This window comes from Mycobacterium paragordonae (assembly GCF_003614435.1).
In the GTDB taxonomy this organism is placed as follows: Bacteria; Actinomycetota; Actinomycetes; order Mycobacteriales; family Mycobacteriaceae; genus Mycobacterium; species Mycobacterium paragordonae.
Window position 1 is genome coordinate 478422 of the sequence record NZ_CP025546.1, and the last position, 16647, is coordinate 495068.

At 66.4% G+C, this 16647-nt stretch carries 16 protein-coding genes; 15 read left to right on the top strand and 1 reads right to left on the bottom strand.

Annotated elements, in window-relative coordinates; genetic code table 11:
- Positions 1 to 8: 8 nt before the first annotated feature.
- Positions 9 to 473 (top strand): acyl-CoA thioesterase, encoded by a 465-nt coding sequence (locus C0J29_RS02240; RefSeq protein ID WP_120791408.1) that lies wholly within the window; start codon positions 9 to 11, stop codon positions 471 to 473.
- 29 nt (positions 474 to 502) lie between these two features.
- Positions 503 to 940 (top strand): SRPBCC family protein, encoded by a 438-nt coding sequence (locus C0J29_RS02245; protein ID WP_120791409.1) that lies wholly within the window; start codon positions 503 to 505, stop codon positions 938 to 940.
- On the opposite strand, the gene C0J29_RS02250 is transcribed toward C0J29_RS02245, so the two are convergent.
- A complete protein-coding gene (locus C0J29_RS02250; protein WP_120794500.1) occupies positions 937 to 1641 on the bottom strand; it encodes a GntR family transcriptional regulator in 705 nt (234 codons plus the stop codon). The two genes, C0J29_RS02245 and C0J29_RS02250, sit on opposite strands and share 4 nt — an antisense overlap.
- A gap of 158 nt (positions 1642 to 1799) precedes the next feature.
- Here C0J29_RS02250 and fadD5 point away from each other — a divergent pair, with 158 nt between their 5' ends.
- The 13 genes from fadD5 to C0J29_RS02315 all read left to right on the top strand — a co-directional run bounded on the left by fadD5 (position 1800) and on the right by C0J29_RS02315 (position 16644).
- Positions 1800 to 3452 (top strand): fatty-acid--CoA ligase FadD5, encoded by a 1653-nt coding sequence (gene fadD5 / locus C0J29_RS02255; protein ID WP_120791410.1) that lies wholly within the window; start codon positions 1800 to 1802, stop codon positions 3450 to 3452.
- A 214-nt stretch (positions 3453 to 3666) separates the two neighbouring features.
- A complete protein-coding gene (locus C0J29_RS02260; RefSeq protein ID WP_120791411.1) occupies positions 3667 to 4470 on the top strand; it encodes an MlaE family ABC transporter permease in 804 nt (267 codons plus the stop codon).
- A 2-nt stretch (positions 4471 to 4472) separates the two neighbouring features.
- Positions 4473 to 5342 carry an MlaE family ABC transporter permease gene (locus tag C0J29_RS02265; RefSeq protein ID WP_120791412.1) on the top strand — a complete coding sequence of 290 codons (870 nt, stop codon included), beginning with the start codon at positions 4473 to 4475 and terminating at the stop codon, positions 5340 to 5342.
- 4 nt (positions 5343 to 5346) lie between these two features.
- Positions 5347 to 6675: an MCE family protein gene (locus C0J29_RS02270; protein ID WP_120791413.1), complete on the top strand. Its 1329-nt coding sequence runs from the start codon at positions 5347 to 5349 to the stop codon at positions 6673 to 6675.
- Entirely contained in the window at positions 6672 to 7712 is a 1041-nt protein-coding gene (locus tag C0J29_RS02275) for a virulence factor Mce family protein (RefSeq protein WP_065048343.1), read from the top strand. Before C0J29_RS02270 ends, C0J29_RS02275 begins: the two co-directional genes overlap by 4 nt.
- Positions 7709 to 9271, top strand: coding sequence for a virulence factor Mce family protein (locus C0J29_RS02280; RefSeq protein ID WP_065048472.1), 1563 nt, complete (start codon positions 7709 to 7711; stop codon positions 9269 to 9271). Before C0J29_RS02275 ends, C0J29_RS02280 begins: the two co-directional genes overlap by 4 nt.
- Positions 9268 to 10875 (top strand): virulence factor Mce family protein, encoded by a 1608-nt coding sequence (locus tag C0J29_RS02285; RefSeq protein ID WP_120791414.1) that lies wholly within the window; start codon positions 9268 to 9270, stop codon positions 10873 to 10875. Before C0J29_RS02280 ends, C0J29_RS02285 begins: the two co-directional genes overlap by 4 nt.
- 5 nt (positions 10876 to 10880) lie before the next feature.
- Positions 10881 to 12038, top strand: coding sequence for a virulence factor Mce family protein (locus C0J29_RS02290; protein ID WP_065048347.1), 1158 nt, complete (start codon positions 10881 to 10883; stop codon positions 12036 to 12038).
- The gene (locus C0J29_RS02295) at positions 12032 to 13588 is read left to right on the top strand and encodes a virulence factor Mce family protein (protein ID WP_120791415.1); all 1557 of its coding nucleotides are present in this window, start codon (positions 12032 to 12034) and stop codon (positions 13586 to 13588) included. The genes C0J29_RS02290 and C0J29_RS02295 overlap by 7 nt, the downstream gene beginning before the upstream one ends.
- The gene (locus C0J29_RS02300; RefSeq protein WP_120791416.1) at positions 13558 to 14349 is read left to right on the top strand and encodes an Mce protein; all 792 of its coding nucleotides are present in this window, start codon (positions 13558 to 13560) and stop codon (positions 14347 to 14349) included. Before C0J29_RS02295 ends, C0J29_RS02300 begins: the two co-directional genes overlap by 31 nt.
- Positions 14346 to 15317 carry an RDD family protein gene (locus tag C0J29_RS02305; protein WP_120791417.1) on the top strand — a complete coding sequence of 324 codons (972 nt, stop codon included), beginning with the start codon at positions 14346 to 14348 and terminating at the stop codon, positions 15315 to 15317. Before C0J29_RS02300 ends, C0J29_RS02305 begins: the two co-directional genes overlap by 4 nt.
- The gene (locus C0J29_RS02310) at positions 15314 to 15865 is read left to right on the top strand and encodes a mammalian cell entry protein (RefSeq protein ID WP_065048355.1); all 552 of its coding nucleotides are present in this window, start codon (positions 15314 to 15316) and stop codon (positions 15863 to 15865) included. Before C0J29_RS02305 ends, C0J29_RS02310 begins: the two co-directional genes overlap by 4 nt.
- Positions 15832 to 16644: a mammalian cell entry protein gene (locus C0J29_RS02315; RefSeq protein ID WP_120791418.1), complete on the top strand. Its 813-nt coding sequence runs from the start codon at positions 15832 to 15834 to the stop codon at positions 16642 to 16644. The genes C0J29_RS02310 and C0J29_RS02315 overlap by 34 nt, the downstream gene beginning before the upstream one ends.
- Positions 16645 to 16647 lie beyond the last annotated feature (3 nt).

The window sequence follows — 16647 nt, forward strand, 5'->3', positions numbered from 1 at the left end:
ATACAACCATGAGCTCAATGCCAGCCGCCCCGGACGGCCTGACCAGCGCGGACTTCCCGGTGCTGTGGCCGGTGCTCACTCGCTGGGCCGACAACGACATGTTCGGCCACCTCAACAACGCGGTCTATTACCAGCTGTTCGACACCGCGATCAACGCCTGGATCGCCACCGCGGCCGGCGTCGATCCGCTCACCATTCCCGAGCTGGGCATCGTCGCGGAGTCGGGCTGCCGTTATTTCGCCGAGCTGGCCTTCCCGGAGCGGCTCGCCGTGGGTCTGGCCGTGACCCGGCTCGGCCGCAGCAGCGTCACCTATCGACTGGGCGTCTTCAGGGCGGATCCGTCCGATGACTCGCCCCGGCCGATCGCCGCGCTGGGCCACTGGGTGCATGTCTACGTCGACCGCGGCAGCCGCCGACCGGTGCCGATTCCCGACTCGATCCGGTCGTTGTTGTCGAGCGCCGTAGTGAATTGAGCCCGGCCAGGCGCACGTATGCTTCGCCAATGGCAGTTATGAGCAAGACAGTCGAGGTCGATGCCGAGGCCGGCTCCATCATGGGCATCGTTTCCGACATCGAGCGGTACCCGGAATGGAATGAAGGCGTCAAAGGCGCCTGGATCCTCGCCCGCTACGACGACGGCCGCCCCAGCCAGGTGCGCCTCGACACCAATGTCAATGGTTTCGAAGGCGTCTACATCCACGCCGTGTATTACCCGGGTGAGAACCAGATTCAGACCGTGATGCAGCAGGGAGACCTGTTCACCAAGCAGGAGCAGCTCTTCAGCGTGGTGGCCACCGGCGCCAACAGCCTGCTGACCGTCGACATCGACGTCGAGCCCAGCATGCCGGTGCCCCCGCCGATGGTGAAGATGTTGCTCGGCAACGTCCTCGACCAACTGGCCGCCAACGTCAAGCAGCGCGCCGAGCAACTGGCCGGCTAAGAGCCGAAGATCCCCGTCCGGTCCAGTGTGTCGGTGAGGCGGCGGGCGGCGTCGGTGAACTGCCAGACCGTGTGCTCGATGACGGTGACCGCGTCGCGGTCGCGCAACGCGGCGATCAACCGGCGGTGGTTGTCCACGGTGGATTCGCCCCACAGCGGGTCGGCGGCGTACAGCTGCGCGGGCATATAGCGGGCGGCGTTGAGCAGGAACCAGGCCAGCTTGATCCGACCGCTGGCCTGGTTGAACACCCGGTGGAAAGAGAACTCCAGTGAGGCGATCGCCTCGGCGTCACCCCCGGTGACGGCCGTTGCCAGCAGATCGTTGATGCGTTCCAGCTCGGCGATGTCGCGTTCGGTGATGCGTTCGGTCGCGGTCGCGGCCAGCTCCCGGGCGATGGTGGATTGCAGCCAGAAGATGTCCTCGATGTCCTGGCGGGTCAACGGGAGCACCACGTGACCGCGATGCGGCTCCAGCTGCACCATGCCCTCGCCACGCAGCTTCAACAGGGCCTCGCGCACCGGCGTGATGCTGACTCCGAGCTGGGCGGCGGTCTCGTCGAGACGGATGAACGTGCCCGGGCGCAGCGTGCCCGACATGATCGCGGTCCGCAGGTGCCCGGCGACTTCGTCGGACAGTTGCGCCCGGCGCAGCGGGCGGCGCCTCCGAGGCTCGGACCCTACGGCCGATAACGGTGCATTCACGGGGCCTGCCAGGCCTTTCAGCGACATTGCGGTATTGGCTCAAGTCGTGGCTAAGGGCTTGTTAGCGACCTCAGCGGCCGTTAGTGTGACCCAGACAACACATGTTTTATCAAATATCAGCCTGACGCAAGCGGTGCGCGAGTGAAGGGAAGGCATATTTGACCGCCCAACTGGCCGGCCACCGGACGCAGGCCCAAACCGAAGCGCTCGAGCAGCCGTATCTTGCTCGCCGCCAGAACTGGGTGAACCAGCTCGAGCGGCACGCGATGATGCAGCCGGACGCGGCGGCGCTGAGGTTCCTGGGCCGCACGCTGACGTGGACGGAGCTGCGGCGCCGGGTGACGGCGCTGGCCGGCGCACTGAGCCGCCGCGGCGTCAGCGCCGGCGACCGGGTCATGGTGTTGATGCTGAACCGCCCCGAGTTCGTCGAGTCGGTGCTGGCCGCCAACATGTTGGGGGCGATCGCAGTCCCGCTGAACTTCCGGCTGACCCCTGCTGAGATCGCGTTCCTGGTCGAGGACAGCGGAGCCCGGGTGGTCGTCACCGAAGCGGTCCTCGCGCCAGTGGCGACCGACGTCCGGAACATCGCTCCACTGCTGGACACGGTGGTGGTGGCGGGGGACACCGCCGATGACAGCGTCGTCTTCTATGAAGACCTTATGAATGAGGCGGGCGAGGCGCCCGCCCCGGTTGACATCCCGAACGACTCTCCGGCGCTGATCATGTACACGTCGGGAACCACCGGGCGGCCCAAGGGCGCGGTGCTGACCCACGCGAACCTGACCGGTCAGACCATGACCATGCTGTACACCAGCGGTGTCGACCTCAACAACGACGTCGGCTTCATCGGCGTCCCGTTGTTCCACATCGCCGGCATCGGCAACATCCTCTCCGGGATGCTGCTCGGCCTCCCGACCGTGATCTACCCGCTCGGTGCGTTCGAGCCCGGGCAGTTGCTCGACGTGCTGGAGGCCGAGAGGGTCACCGGCATCTTCCTGGTCCCCGCACAGTGGCAGGCGGTGTGCGCGGAGCAGCAGGCAAGGCCGCGCGACCTGCGGTTGCGGGTGATGTCCTGGGGTGCCGCGCCGGCGCCAGATGTGTTGCTGCGAAAGATGTCCGAGATATTTCCGGGCACCCAGATCCTGGCCGCGTTCGGCCAGACCGAGATGTCGCCGGTGACGTGCATGCTGCTCGGCGACGACGCCATCCGCAAGCGGGGCTCGGTCGGCCGGGTGATCCCGACGGTCGCCGCCCGGGTCGTCGACGACGACATGAATGACGTGCCGGTCGGCGAGGTGGGCGAAATCGTGTACCGCGCACCGACATTGATGAGTGGGTACTGGAACAACCCGGAGGCCACCGCGGAGGCGTTCGCCGGCGGCTGGTTCCATTCCGGTGACCTGGTCCGGATGGACGCCGACGGCTACGTGTGGGTCGTCGACCGCAAGAAGGACATGATCATCTCCGGCGGCGAGAACATCTACTGCGCCGAGGTCGAGAACGTTCTGGCCGGACACGAGCGCATCGTCGAGGTCGCGGTGATCGGCCGGGTCGACGCGCGATGGGGCGAGGTTCCGGTTGCGGTCGCCGCTGTAACGGAAGGCCACCTCCGCATCGAAGAGCTAGATGAGTACCTGACCGAACGGCTTGCGCGGTACAAGCACCCCAAGGCGCTCGAGATCGTCGAGGCCCTGCCGCGCAACCCCGCCGGGAAGGTGCTCAAGACTGAACTGCGTTTGCGCTACGGTGTCGGCGACGACTCCGGAAGTCGTTCTGCCACAACGAAATCTGCCACCGGAGAGGAAAGCTGACGAGGTCGACATGTTTGCTGGGTGCTGACGTGATGTCAATTGTCGAGTTGCTATACACACCTGAGCGGCCATCGGGTACATTCCTGTGGTCTCCGTTACTACCTGCGGGTAGGGAGCCGTTGGTCACACACGTAGGGTCGGGGCAAGGAGGAGGCGTGCGACACCATTCGCCGCGGCGCCGCGACACGAGCGGCCCCATTTTCAGGGGGCAATCGTGACGACATCCACTCGACCGCACCTGGTCGGATACCTGCGCGATCAGCTCCAGACGCCGCTGACGATGATCGGCGGGTTCTTCCGGATGTGTGTGTTGACCGGAAGGGCTTTGTTCCGCCGGCCGTTTCAGTGGCGCGAGCTGATCCTGCAGTGCTGGTTCATCATGCGGGTGGCGTTGCTGCCGACGATCATGGTGTCGATCCCGCTGACGGTGTTGCTGATCTTCACCCTCAATGTGCTGCTGGCTCAGTTCGGCGCCGCGGACCTCTCGGGTGCGGGCGCGGCGATCGGCGCGGTCACCCAGCTGGGTCCGTTGACGACGGTGCTGGTGGTGGCCGGCGCCGGGTCGACGGCGATCTGCGCTGACCTGGGTGCGCGGACCATCCGCGAAGAGATCGACGCGATGGAGGTCCTCGGCATCGACCCGATCCACCGCCTGGTGGTGCCCCGGGTGATCGCCGCGACCGTGGTCGCGACGCTGCTCAACGCCCTGGTGATCACGGTGGGGCTGGTCGGTGGCTACCTGTTCGGGGTGTACCTGCAGAACGTCTCCGGTGGGGCTTATCTGGCGACGCTGACCACGATCACCGGTCTGCCCGAGGTCATCATCGCCATGATCAAGGCGGCGACGTTCGGCTTGATCGCAGGTCTGGTGGGGTGTTACCGCGGGTTGACCGTGCGCGGGGGCTCCAAGGGCCTGGGCACGGCGGTCAACGAGACCGTGGTGTTGTGCGTGGTGGCCCTGTATGCGGTGAACGTCATCTTGACCACGATCGGCGTTCGATTCGGGACGGGGCACTAACGATGTCGACAGCAGCAGTAGTCCGCCAGCGGTTCCCGAAGGCGGCGGCCAACGTCAACCGGTATGCGGGGGCGGTGACCCGGGGGCTGGACGAGACCGGGCAGCTGGCCTGGTTCTTTCTGACCAGCCTGGGCCAGATTCCGCACGCGCTGCACTACTACCGCAAGGAGACCCTGCGGCTGGTCGCGCAGATCGGGATGGGCACTGGCGCGATGGCTGTGGTCGGCGGTACGGCCGCGATCGTCGGCTTCGTCACCCTGTCCGGTAGCTCGCTGGTGGCCATCCAGGGGTTCGCCTCCCTGGGCAACATCGGTGTCGAGGCGTTCACCGGGTTCTTCTCGGCGCTGATCAACGTGCGTATCGCCGGTCCGGTGGTCACCGGGATCGCGCTGGCGGCCACGGTCGGCGCCGGAGCGACCGCGGAGCTGGGTGCGATGCGGATCAGCGAGGAGATCGACGCCCTGGAGGTGATGGGCATCAAGTCGGTGTCGTATCTGACCTCCACGCGCATCGTGGCCGGCCTGGTGGTGATCATCCCGCTGTATGCGCTGGCGATGATCATGTCGTTCCTGTCACCGCAGATCGTCACCACGGCGCTGTACGGGCAGTCCACTGGCACCTACGAGCATTACTTCCGGACCTTCCTGAGACCCGACGACGTGTTCTGGTCGTTTCTGGAGGCCATCATCATCGCGGCGATCGTGATGGTGACCCACTGCTACTACGGCTACAACGCCGGCGGCGGCCCCGTCGGCGTCGGTGAGGCGGTCGGCCGGTCCATGCGGTTCTCGCTGGTCTCGGTCCAGGTCGTCGTCCTGTCCGCCGCGTTGGCGCTCTACGGCGTCAACCCCAACTTCGCATTGACGGTGTAGCGCCATGACGAGTCCGGGAAAGGTCAACAAGGTCAAGCACCCGCCGTACAAGCTGATCGGCATCTCTTCCTTCGTTGTCCTGTTGCTGGTGTTTTCGGTGGTCTACCTGCAGTTCCGCGGTGATTTCACGAAGAAGACCGAACTGACCATGTACAGCGACCGGGCCGGCCTGGTCATGGACCCGGGCTCGAAGGTCACCTACAACGGCGTGCAGATCGGCCGTGTCGGCAAGATCCAGGAGATCAGCCGCGACGGTCGGCCGGCCGCAAAGTTCACCTTGGAGATCTACCCGGAGTACCTCGGCTCCGACGGCGTGGTGCCGGAGAACGTCGACGCCCAGATCAAGGCGACGACGGTGTTCGGCGGCAAGTACGTGTCACTGACCACCCCGAAGGATGACAAGGGCAACATCACCTCCCGCGGACACCTGGGGCCCAAGAGCGTCATCAACGCCTCCGGCGTGACGACCGAAATCAACACGCTGTTCCAGACTTTGACCTCGATCTCGGAGAAGGTCGACCCGGTCAAGCTGAACCTGACACTCAGCGCCGCCGCGCAGTCCCTGACCGGACTGGGTGACCGGTTCGGCCAGTCGATCGTGAACGGCAACGCGATCCTCGACGACGTCAACCCGCAGATGCCGCAGGCCCGACGGGACATCCAGCAGCTGGCCGCGCTCGGCGACGTCTACGCGGATGCGGCGCCGGATCTGATCGACTTCCTGAACAACTCGGTGCCGACAGCCCGCACCATCAACGCCCAGCAGAAGGACCTGGACCAGGCGCTGCTGGCCGCGGCCGGATTCGGCAACACCGGCGCGGACATCTTCGAGCGGGGCGGTCCGTACCTGGCCCGCGGCGCCGCCGACCTGGTGCCCACTGCCCAGCTACTCGACACCTACAGCCCGGAGCTGTACTGCACGCTGCACAACTACCACGACATCGAGCCCAAGGCCTACCAGTTCCTGGGCGGCAACGGCTACTCGCTGAACAGCCACACCCAGATCCTCTCCGCCCTGGGCCTGATGCTGAACCCGGTGTCGCTGGTTCCCCTGCTGCTCTCGCAGGTCGGCGGGCTGGCAGCCGGAGTGATCGGCGGCGCGCCGAACCCCTACACCTACCCGGAGAACCTGCCGCGGGTGAACGCCCACGGTGGACCGGGCGGGGCGCCCGGTTGCTGGCAGCAGATCACGCGGCAACTGTGGCCGGCGCCGGAACTGGTGATGGACACCGGCAACAGCCTTGCGCCTTATAACCACTTGGAGGTCGGGTCGCCCTTTGTGAACGAGTACGTCTGGGGCCGTCAGGTAGGGGATAACACGATCAACCCATGAAAATCACCGGTACGCTCGTCAAACTCAGCGCCTTCGCTCTGGTGCTGCTGATGTTCAGCATCATGATCATCATCGTGTTCGGTCAGATCCGATTCGACCGGACCAACTCCTACTCCGCCGAGTTCAGCAACATCAGCGGGTTGCGGGCCGGCCAGTTCGTGCGCGCTTCCGGCGTGGAGATCGGCAAGGTCAGCGATGTCCAGCTGGTCGACGGCGGCAAGCGGGTGCGGGTCAACTTCAACGTCGACCGCTCGATTCCGCTGTACCAATCGACGACCGCGTCGATCCGCTATCTCGACCTGATCGGCAACCGCTACCTCGAGCTCAAGCGCGGTGAGGGCGACGGCCAGGACAAGGTCATGCAGCCCGGCGGGTTCATCCCGCTCGCACGCACCACGCCGGCGCTTGACCTCGATGCGCTGATCGGTGGTTTCAAGCCGATCTTCCGGGCGCTGAACCCGGACAAGGTCAACACCATCGCGTCTGCGCTGATCACCGTGTTCCAGGGCCAGGGGGGCACGATCAACGACATCCTGCAGCAGACCGCGCAGGTCACCTCGCAGTTGGGCGAGCGGGACCAGGCGATCGGCGAAGTGGTGACGAACCTGAACAAGGTGCTGGACACCACCGTTCGGCACCGCAAGGACTTCGACCAGACAGTCAACAACCTGGAGGTGCTCATCACCGGGTTGAAGGACCACGGCGATTCCCTGGCCGGCGGGACCGCGAACATCAGCAACGCCGCCGGCACGGTGGCCGACCTGCTGAGCGAGGACCGGGCGCTGCTGCACAAGGCGATCAACTACCTCGACACCGTCCAACAGCCGTTGATCGATCAGCGTGAACAGCTCAACGACTTCCTGCACAAGGTGCCCAGCGCGCTGAACTCCATCGGGCGCGCCATCGGCTCCTACGGCGACTTCGTGAACTTCTACTCCTGCGACATCAGCCTCCGGATCAACGGTCTGCAGGCTGGTGGGCCGGTTCGCACCGTCCGCCTCTTCCACCAGCCGACCGGGAGGTGCGCGCCGCAATGAGAACGCTGGAACCGCCCAACCGCCTCAAGATCGGCCTGATGGGCATCCTGGTGACACTCCTGGTCATCGGGGTGGGTCAGAGCTTCACCAGTGTGCCGATGTTGATGGCCAAGCCCAGCTACTACGGGCAGTTCACCGACACCGGTGGCATCAACAAGGGTGACAAGGTCCGCATCGCGGGCATGGATGTCGGCAAGGTCGAGGCCATCAGCATCGACGGCGACCACATCCTGATGAAGTTCTCCATCGGCACCGAGAGCATCGGCACCGAGAGCCGGCTGAACATCCGCACCGACACGCTGCTGGGCAAGAAGGTTCTCGAGATCGAGGCCCGCGGCAACCAGCCGCTACGTCCGAACGGCACGTTGCCGCTGGGGCAGAGCACCACGCCCTACCAGATCTACGACGCGTTCCTCGACGTCACCAAGGCGGCGACCGGCTGGGACATCGACACGGTCAAGAAGTCGCTGCACGTGCTGTCGGAGACCATCGACCAGACCTACCCGCAGCTCAGCCCCGCCCTCGACGGCGTGGCCAAGTTCTCCGACACCATCGGAAAGCGCGACGAGGAGATCAAGCACCTGCTGGCCCAGGCCAACCAGGTGGCCAGCGTCCTCGGTGACCGCAGCCAGCAGGTGGACCGGTTGCTGGTCAACGCAAAGACGCTGCTGGCCGCATTCAACGAGCGCGGCCGCGCCATCGACGCGCTGCTGAGCAACGTCGCCGCCTTCTCCCAGCAGGTATCGGGCTTCATCAACGACAACCCCAACCTCAACCACGTGCTCGAGCAGCTGCGTACCGTCAGCGACCTGCTCGTCGAGCGCAAAGACGACCTGGCGAACGGCCTGCTGATGGTCGGCGGGTTCCTGCCGTCGCTGAACGAGTCCATCGCGTCCGGACCGTTCTTCAAGGTCGTCATCCACAACCTCGTTCCGGGCCAGATCATCCAGCCCTTCATCGATGCCGCGTTCAAGAAGCGCGGTCTGAGCCCCGAGGACTTCTGGCGTAGCGCCGGACTGCCGGCCTACCGGTTCCCCGACCCCAACGGCACCCGGTTCCCCAACGGCGCACCGCCGCCGGGACCGCTGGTGCTGGAAGGCACCCCGGAGCACCCGGGTCCGGCCGTGCCACCCGGCTCGCCGTGCTCGTACACCCCGGCCGCGGACGGCATCCCCAGCCCGGCCAACCCGTTGCCCTGCGCGGGCACCGCCATCGGTCCGTTCGGTGGTCCGGGCTTCCCGGCTCCGCTGGACGTCCAGGTGTCGCCGCCCAACCCGAACGGGGTGCAGGACGTACCCGGCATCCCGATCGCCGGACGGCCGGGCGAACCGGCTCCCAACGCTCCCGGTACGCCGGTTCCGTTGCCGCCCAACGCTCCTCCGGGTGCTCGTACCGAGCCACTGGGACCGGCTGGACCGGTGGCACCACCATCGACATTCGCTCCGGGGCTGCCCCCGGGTCCGCCGGCCCCGCCCGGGCCGGGGAACCAGTTACCGGCACCGTTCATCAACCCCGGCGGTTCGGGCGGTAGCGGCGCAGCGGGAGGTAGCCAGAATTGAGCACCATCTTTGACGTCCGCAACATCCGGCTGCCGAGGATGTCCAAGGTCACGGTCATCGTCGGAACGCTGATCGTGGTGCTGGCTCTCGTCGCCGCGTTCGTCGGCTGGCAGCTCTACAAGAAGCTGACCAACAACTACGTCACCGCTTATTTCTCGGCCGCGAACGCCCTCTACGCGGGGGACAAGGTCCAGATCATGGGCATGAAGGTCGGGTTGATCGACAAGATCGAGCCGGCCGGCGACAAGATGAAGGTCACCTTCCACTACGAGAACCAGTACAAGGTTCCGGCCAACGCCTCCGCGGTGATCCTCAACCCCACCCTGGTGGCATCGCGTGCCATCCAGCTGGAGCCGCCCTACAAGGGCGGCCCGGTGCTGGCCAACAACGCGATCATCCCGATGGAGCGCACTCAGGTGCCGGTCGAGTGGGACGAGCTGCGGAACAGCATCACCAACATCATCTCGAAGCTCGGTCCCACCGAGGCGCAGCCGACCGGTCCGTTCGGTGAGGTGATCAACTCCTTCGCCAACGGCCTGGAGGGCAAGGGCAAGCAGCTCAACACCACGCTGGACAGCCTGTCCCGGGCGCTGACAGCGCTCAACGAGGGCCGCGGCGACTTCTTCGCGGTGGTCAAGAGCCTGGCGCTGTTCGTCAACGCGCTGCACCAGGACGACAAGCAGTTCGTCGCGCTCAACCAGAACCTCGCCGACGTCACGGGCCGGCTCGCCAGCTCGGACCAGGCGCTGGCCAGCGCGCTGCGGCAGCTCGACAGCCTGCTTACCACGGTCCGGCCGTTCCTGGACAAGAACCGCGAGGTGCTGACCCACGACGTCAACAACCTGGCGACGGTGACCAACACCTTGCTGCAGCCCGAGCCGCTGAACGGGCTGGAGACCGCGCTGCACGTGCTGCCCACGGCCGCCGCCAACGTCAACCAGATCTACCACCCGGCCCACGGTTCGGTGGTCGCCGTGCCGGAGATCACCAGCTTCGCCAACCCGATGCAGTTCATCTGCAGCTCGGTGCAGGCGGGCAGCCGGCTGGGGTACCAGGAATCCGCCGAACTGTGCGCGCAGTACCTGGCGCCGGTGCTGGACGCGATCAAGTTCAACTACTTCCCGTTCGGGTTGAACACGTTCAACACGACCGAGATCCTGCCCAAGCACGTCGCGTACTCCGAACCGCGGTTGCAGCCGCCGAACGGATATAAGGACACGACCGTCCCGGGTATCTGGGTGCCGGACACCCCGACGTCGCACAAGAACACCCAGCCCGGCTGGATCGTGGCTCCGGGTATGCAGGGTCAGCAGGTCGGCCCGATCACGGCGGGCCTGATGACCCCCGAGTCGCTGGCCGAACTGATGGGTGGACCCGACATTCAGCCGGTTCAGTCCACCCTGCAGACACCGCCGGGACCACCCAACGCGTACGACGAGTACCCGGTGCTGCCGCCCGTCGGCTTGCAGGCGCAGGTACCGGTGCCGCCGCCGGCGCCGGGCCCGAACGTGATCCCCGGACCGGTCGCCCCCACACCGGCGGCGCCCGGACCGGCCGCAGCGGTCGGCGCACCGCTGCCAGCTGAGGTAGGAGGGGGTCAGTGATAGGGATGCTTGGCAGGATCCGCCGCGGCACCTGGCAGGTGCTGGTGCTGCTGGTGGCCACCCTGATGCTGAGTTCCTGTGGCTGGAAAGGCATTTCGCAGGTCGCCATCCCCGGTGCGCCGGGCAGCGGGAGCGACGCCTACACCGTCTACGCGCAGGTGCCGGACACGCTGGCGATCAACGGCAACAGCAAGGTGATGGTCGCCGACGTCGAGGTGGGTTCGATCCGCAAGATCGAGCTGAAGAACTGGATCGCGACCCTGACGCTGGGGCTGAAGAAGGACACCAAGCTCCCGAAGAACGCCATCCTCAAGATCGGCCAGACCAGCTTGCTGGGGTCCCAGCACGTGGAGTTGCTGGCGCCGGAGAACCCGTCGAAGGAACTCCTGCGCAACGGCGACACCATCCCGCTGAAGAACTCGTCGGCCTATCCCAACATCGAGCAGACCCTGGCGGTCGTCTCGCTGATCCTGCGCGGCGGCGGTATCCCCAACCTGGAAGTGCTGCAGAACGAGATCTACGCGATCTTCCACGGCCGGGGCGACCAGATCCGGGGCTTCCTCAACCGGCTGGACACCTTCACCCGGCAGCTCAACGAGCAGCGCGACGACATCACCCATGCCATCGACTCGACGAACCGGCTGCTGAGCTACGTGGGCAACCGCAACGACGTGCTCGAGCGGGTGCTCACCGACTTCCCGCCGCTGATCAAGCACTTCGCGGACACCAAGAACCTGCTGATCAATGCGGTCGACTCGGTGGGCCGGCTCAGCGGTGCCGCTGACCAGTACCTGTCGGAAGCCCGCGGCAACCTGCACACCGACCTGCAGTCGCTGCAGTGCCCGCTGCGGGAACTCGGCCGTGGCTCGCCGTACCTGATCGGCGCGCTGAAGCTGATCCTGACGCAGCCGTTCGACATCGACGCGGTGCCGAAGATCTTCCGCGGCGACTACCAGAACGTGTCGGCCACGCTCGACGTGACCTACAGCGCGATGGACAACGCGGTGCTGACCGGTACCGGATTCTCCGGAGCTCTGCGGGCCCTGGAGCAGTCGTTCGGGCGTGACCCGGAGACGATGATCCCCGACGTTCGCTACACGTCGAACCCGAACGACGCACCGGGCGGGCCGTTGGTGGAAAGGGCGGAGCGAGGCCAATGCTGACACCCTTCATCAAGCGCCAGCTGTGGATGTTCCTGACGCTGACAGTGGTCGCGCTGTCCGTGCTGGGCATCTACTACCTGCAGATTCCGACTCTGGTCGGCATCGGGCGCTATGAGTTGACCGCCAACCTGCCGGCCTCCGGTGGTCTGTACCCGACGGCCAACGTGACCTACCGCGGTATCACGATCGGCAAGGTCACCGAGGTGGAGCCGACTCCCGCGGGCGCGAAGGCGACGCTGAGCATCGACAGCCGCTACAAGATCCCGATCGACGCCACCGCGAACGTGCACTCGGTGTCGGCGGTCGGTGAGCAGTACCTGGACCTGGTCTCGACGGGTAACCCAGGAAAGTTCTTCGCGTCCGGTCAGACCATCACCAAGGGCACCGTGCCCAGCGAGATCGGGCCGGCGCTGGACACCGCCAACCGTGGCCTCGCGGTGTTGCCCAAGGAGAAGATTCCGAAGCTGCTCGACGAGACGGCGCTGGCGGTCGGTGGCCTCGGGCCGGCCCTGCAACGGCTGGTGGATGCGACGCAGGCGATCGTGGGCGACTTCCACACCCAGATCAACGACGTCAACGACATCATCCAGAACTCCGGGCCGATCCTGCAGAGCCAGGTCGACTCGGGCAGCGCGATCGAGCGCTGGGCGCGCAACCTGAACACGTTGGCCGCCCAGAGCGCCCAGGAGGACCAGCACCTGCGCAGCGTGCTGACCCAGGCCGCTCCGACGGCAGACCAGGTGAACGAGGTGTTCACCGATGTCCGTGACTCGCTGCCGCAGACGCTGGCGAACCTCGAGGTCGTGTTCGATCTGCTCAAGCGCTACCACAAGGGCCTCGAGCAGGTCCTGGTGTTCCTGCCGCAGGGCGCATCGATCGCACAGACGGTGGCCGCGCGGTTCCCGAACATGGCGGCCCTGGACCTGGCGCTGGCGATCAACCAGCCGCCCCCCTGCCTGACCGGCTTCATCCCGGCCGAGCAGTGGCGGTCGTTCGCCGACACCAGCACGCAGCCGCTGCCGGTCGGGACGTACTGCAAGATCCCGATGGACACCCCGTCCAACAGCGTGCGTGGTTCGCGCAACATTCCGTGTGTGGACGTGCCCGGCAAGCGGGCCGCGACTCCGCGCGAGTGCCGTAGCACCAAGCCGTATGAGCCGGCGGGTACGAACCCCTGGTACGGCGACCCGAACCAGCTGCTGACCTGCCCGGCGCCCGCCGCGCGGTGTGATCAGCCGGTCAAGCCGGGCCTGGTGGTACCCGCGCCGTCGGTCAACAACGGGATGAACCCGGCCCCGGCCGACCGGCTCCCACCGGGCGGCACACCGCCGCCGATCAGCGACCCGCTGACCCGTCCCGGCACCGGTGCGGTGCAGTGCAACGGACAGCAGCCCAACCCCTGCGTCTACACTCCGGGCGGGCCCCCCTCCGCGGTCTACAGTCCGCAGAGTGGAGAGCTGGTAGGGCCCGACGGGGTCAAATACTCCGTCGCAAACTCGATGAAAACAGGAGACGACGGATGGAAGGAGATGCTGGCACCAGCCGGCTGAACCCCATCAATAAGGACGATTCGCTGGGCACCAAGGCGGAGGCGACGGATTCCACCGAGTCCGCAGTTGAGGCCAACCCGACCGACACTCAGGTGACGGCCGAGGATTCGAAAGGATCCGAGGCCGGAGCCGAGTCGACCGACACCGCGGTCTCGGCCGAGGATTCGACAGAACCCGAGGCCGGAACCGAAGCGGAAGCCATCGCAGAGGCCGAACCGTCCGGAACCGAAACTGCGGGAGACCCGGCCGTCGAGCGGGGTAAGTCCCGGCTTGGCCGGGCGTGGCTGATCGGCGTCGCGGCCATCCTGGTGATCCTCTCCGGCTGCATCGGTTTTGGCGGCTACTACGCGCTGCGTGCGCACCGGGACATTGCGGCCTTGCAGCACAACGACGCGGCAGCGCTAGCCGTGGCCAAGGACTGCGTCGCCGCCACCCAGGCGCCGGACATCAGCAGCATGGCGGCCAGTGAGCAGAAGATCGTCGACTGCGGCACCGACCAGTACCGCACCCAGGCGCTGCTCTACAGCAGCATGCTGGTGCAGGCCTACCAGGCAGCCAACGTGCATCTGAAGGTGTCCGACATGCGCGCGGCCGTCGAGCGCAACAATCCCGACGGCTCGGTCGACGTACTCATCGCCCTGCGCATCAGCGTCTCCAACGACCAGCAGCAGAACCAGGAGACCGGTTACCGGCTGCGGGTCCGAATGGCCCCGACCGAAGGGACCTACAAGATCTCCAAGCTCGACCAGGTGACGAAGTGACGGTGGTGGCCGAAGACACCCGGACCGCCACCCAGGACTTACCCGAGAAGGCCTTGGCGCCTTGGCATGTGCGCGTCGCGGCGTTCTCCGTCGACGTGCTTGCCGGCCTGGCCGTAGCGACCACGATGGCTCTGGTTTCGCTCGCGCTGCCGCCCTACCGCGTGTGGTGGTGGGTGTGCATGGTGGTGTGCGCGCTGGTGATCCTGGCGGTGCTGGTCAACCGACTGCTCCTGCCGACGGTCACCGGCTGGAGTTTGGGACGCGCACAATTCGGCATCGCCGTGGCCCGGCGCGACGGTAAGGAAACCAGCCCGTGGTGGCTGCTGTTGCGCGACCTGGCGCACCTGATCGACACCGCGGCGCTGCTGGTGGGCTGGTTCTGGCCGCTCTGGGATTCGCAGCGCCGCACCTTCGCCGACATGCTGCTGCGCACCGAGGTGCTGCGGGTCGTCCCCCACGAGCGCGCCGAGAAGGTGCGGAAGTGGACGGCGGTGGCCCTGGCTGTGGCGGCGCTGCTGTGCCTGGGCGGTGCCGGCGTGGGCTACGGCGTCGTCTACGCCCGGGCGCAGGCCACCGACCGGACCCGCGCCGAGATCTCTACGCAGGGCCCCAAGATCGTCGCCCAGATGCTGACGTACGACCCGAAGAATCTGAAGGACGATTTCGCCCGCGCCCTCAATCTGACCACCGACAGGTATCGCAAGAACCTGGCCGCTCAGCAGGAGGTGGTCCAGAAGGGCCATCCCGTCATCAACGAGTACTGGGGCTCCACCAACTCGGTGCTGGAGGCCACTCCGAACAGCGCGACGATGCTGCTGTTCCTGCAGGGGCGCCGCGGCGAGGGACCGGACACCCGATACATCACCGCCAGCGTCCGAGTGAAGTTCCTCAAGAGCGACGAAGGCCATTGGCTGGTCGACGACCTCACCGTGCTGGCCAAGCCGAAGCCTGCCGGGGAGGGCAAATGAGCCCGCGGCGCAAGTTCGAACCCGGCGAGGAGTCGCTGCTCGTCCCGCAGTCCATCCCGCCGAGACGGTGGGCACTGCCGCTGGTTTCCTCGATCGCCCCGGTGGTGATGGTGGCGGCGATCGCGTTGTCCACCTTCGTGCTTGTCGACCATCAATCCCGTGAGCATGTCGCGGAGCGGGAGGTCCAGGCGGTCAACTACGTCAAGTGGTTCATGACCGGCTTCACCTCCATCGATCCGTTCCATGCCAACGAGTACATCGACCGGGTGCTGGCCCAGGCGACGGGCGACTTCGCCAAGCAGTACACGGACAAGGCCAACGAAATCCTGTTCCAGGTCGCCCGCGCGGAGCGTTCGACCGGGACGGTGTTAGAAGCCGGCGTGGAACGCTGGAACGACGACGGCAGCGTGACCGTGTTGGTAGCCACCGACGTCACCTCCAAGTCACCGGACGGGAAACAGGTCTTCGAGAACACCAACCGTTGGTCGGCGACCGCTACGCAGGAAGGGAATCAGTGGAAGATCAGCAACCTGCAGCAGGTGATCTGACCGACTCCGAGACCGTCGAGGCGGCGGCCCCGGCGGCGGAAACCGAAGCGGCAGAAGGTGATTCGCCGGAAGAGGACGACGCCGCTGGTGGCGACGAGGCGGCCGACGCCGACGCAGGCGACACCGAGGCCGGCGAGGCCGGCGCGGCAGGCGAGGCCGGCGAGGCAGGCGCGGCAGCCAAGCCGGCCAAGCGGACCAGGCGGGCCAAGCGGGCAAAGGCGGCCAAGCCGGCCAAACCGGCCAAGCCGAAGAAGAAGCGCAAGCCCGGGCGACTGGCTGCCGTCGTCGTCGCGCTGGTGGCGGCGTTGTTCGTCGGGTCCGCGGCCTTCGCGGCCGCGGTGGTGCAGCCCTACCTCGCCGAGCGGGCCACCATCGAAGTCAAGGTGAAGGTGGCCCGGGCCGCGGCCAATGCGATCACCACGCTGTGGAGCTACACGCCGGAGAACATGGACACCCTCGCTGACCGCGCGGGCCGATACCTCACCGGCGACTTCGGCGCTCAGTACCGGAAGTTCGTCGAGGAGAAGGTCGTCGGGCCCAACAAACAGCTGAAGATCACCAACTCCACCGAGGTCACCGGCGTGGCGGTGGAATCCCTCGAAGGCCCGAACGCCAGCGTGATCGTCTACACGAACACCACCGCCACCACCCCGCTGAAGAAGAACATCCCGTCGCTGCAGTACCTGTCGTACCGGATGTCGATGAAGCGCGAGGGCGACCGCTGGTTGGTGACCAGGATGACCACCATCACCTCGCTGGACGTGACGCCGCAGCTGTAGGCC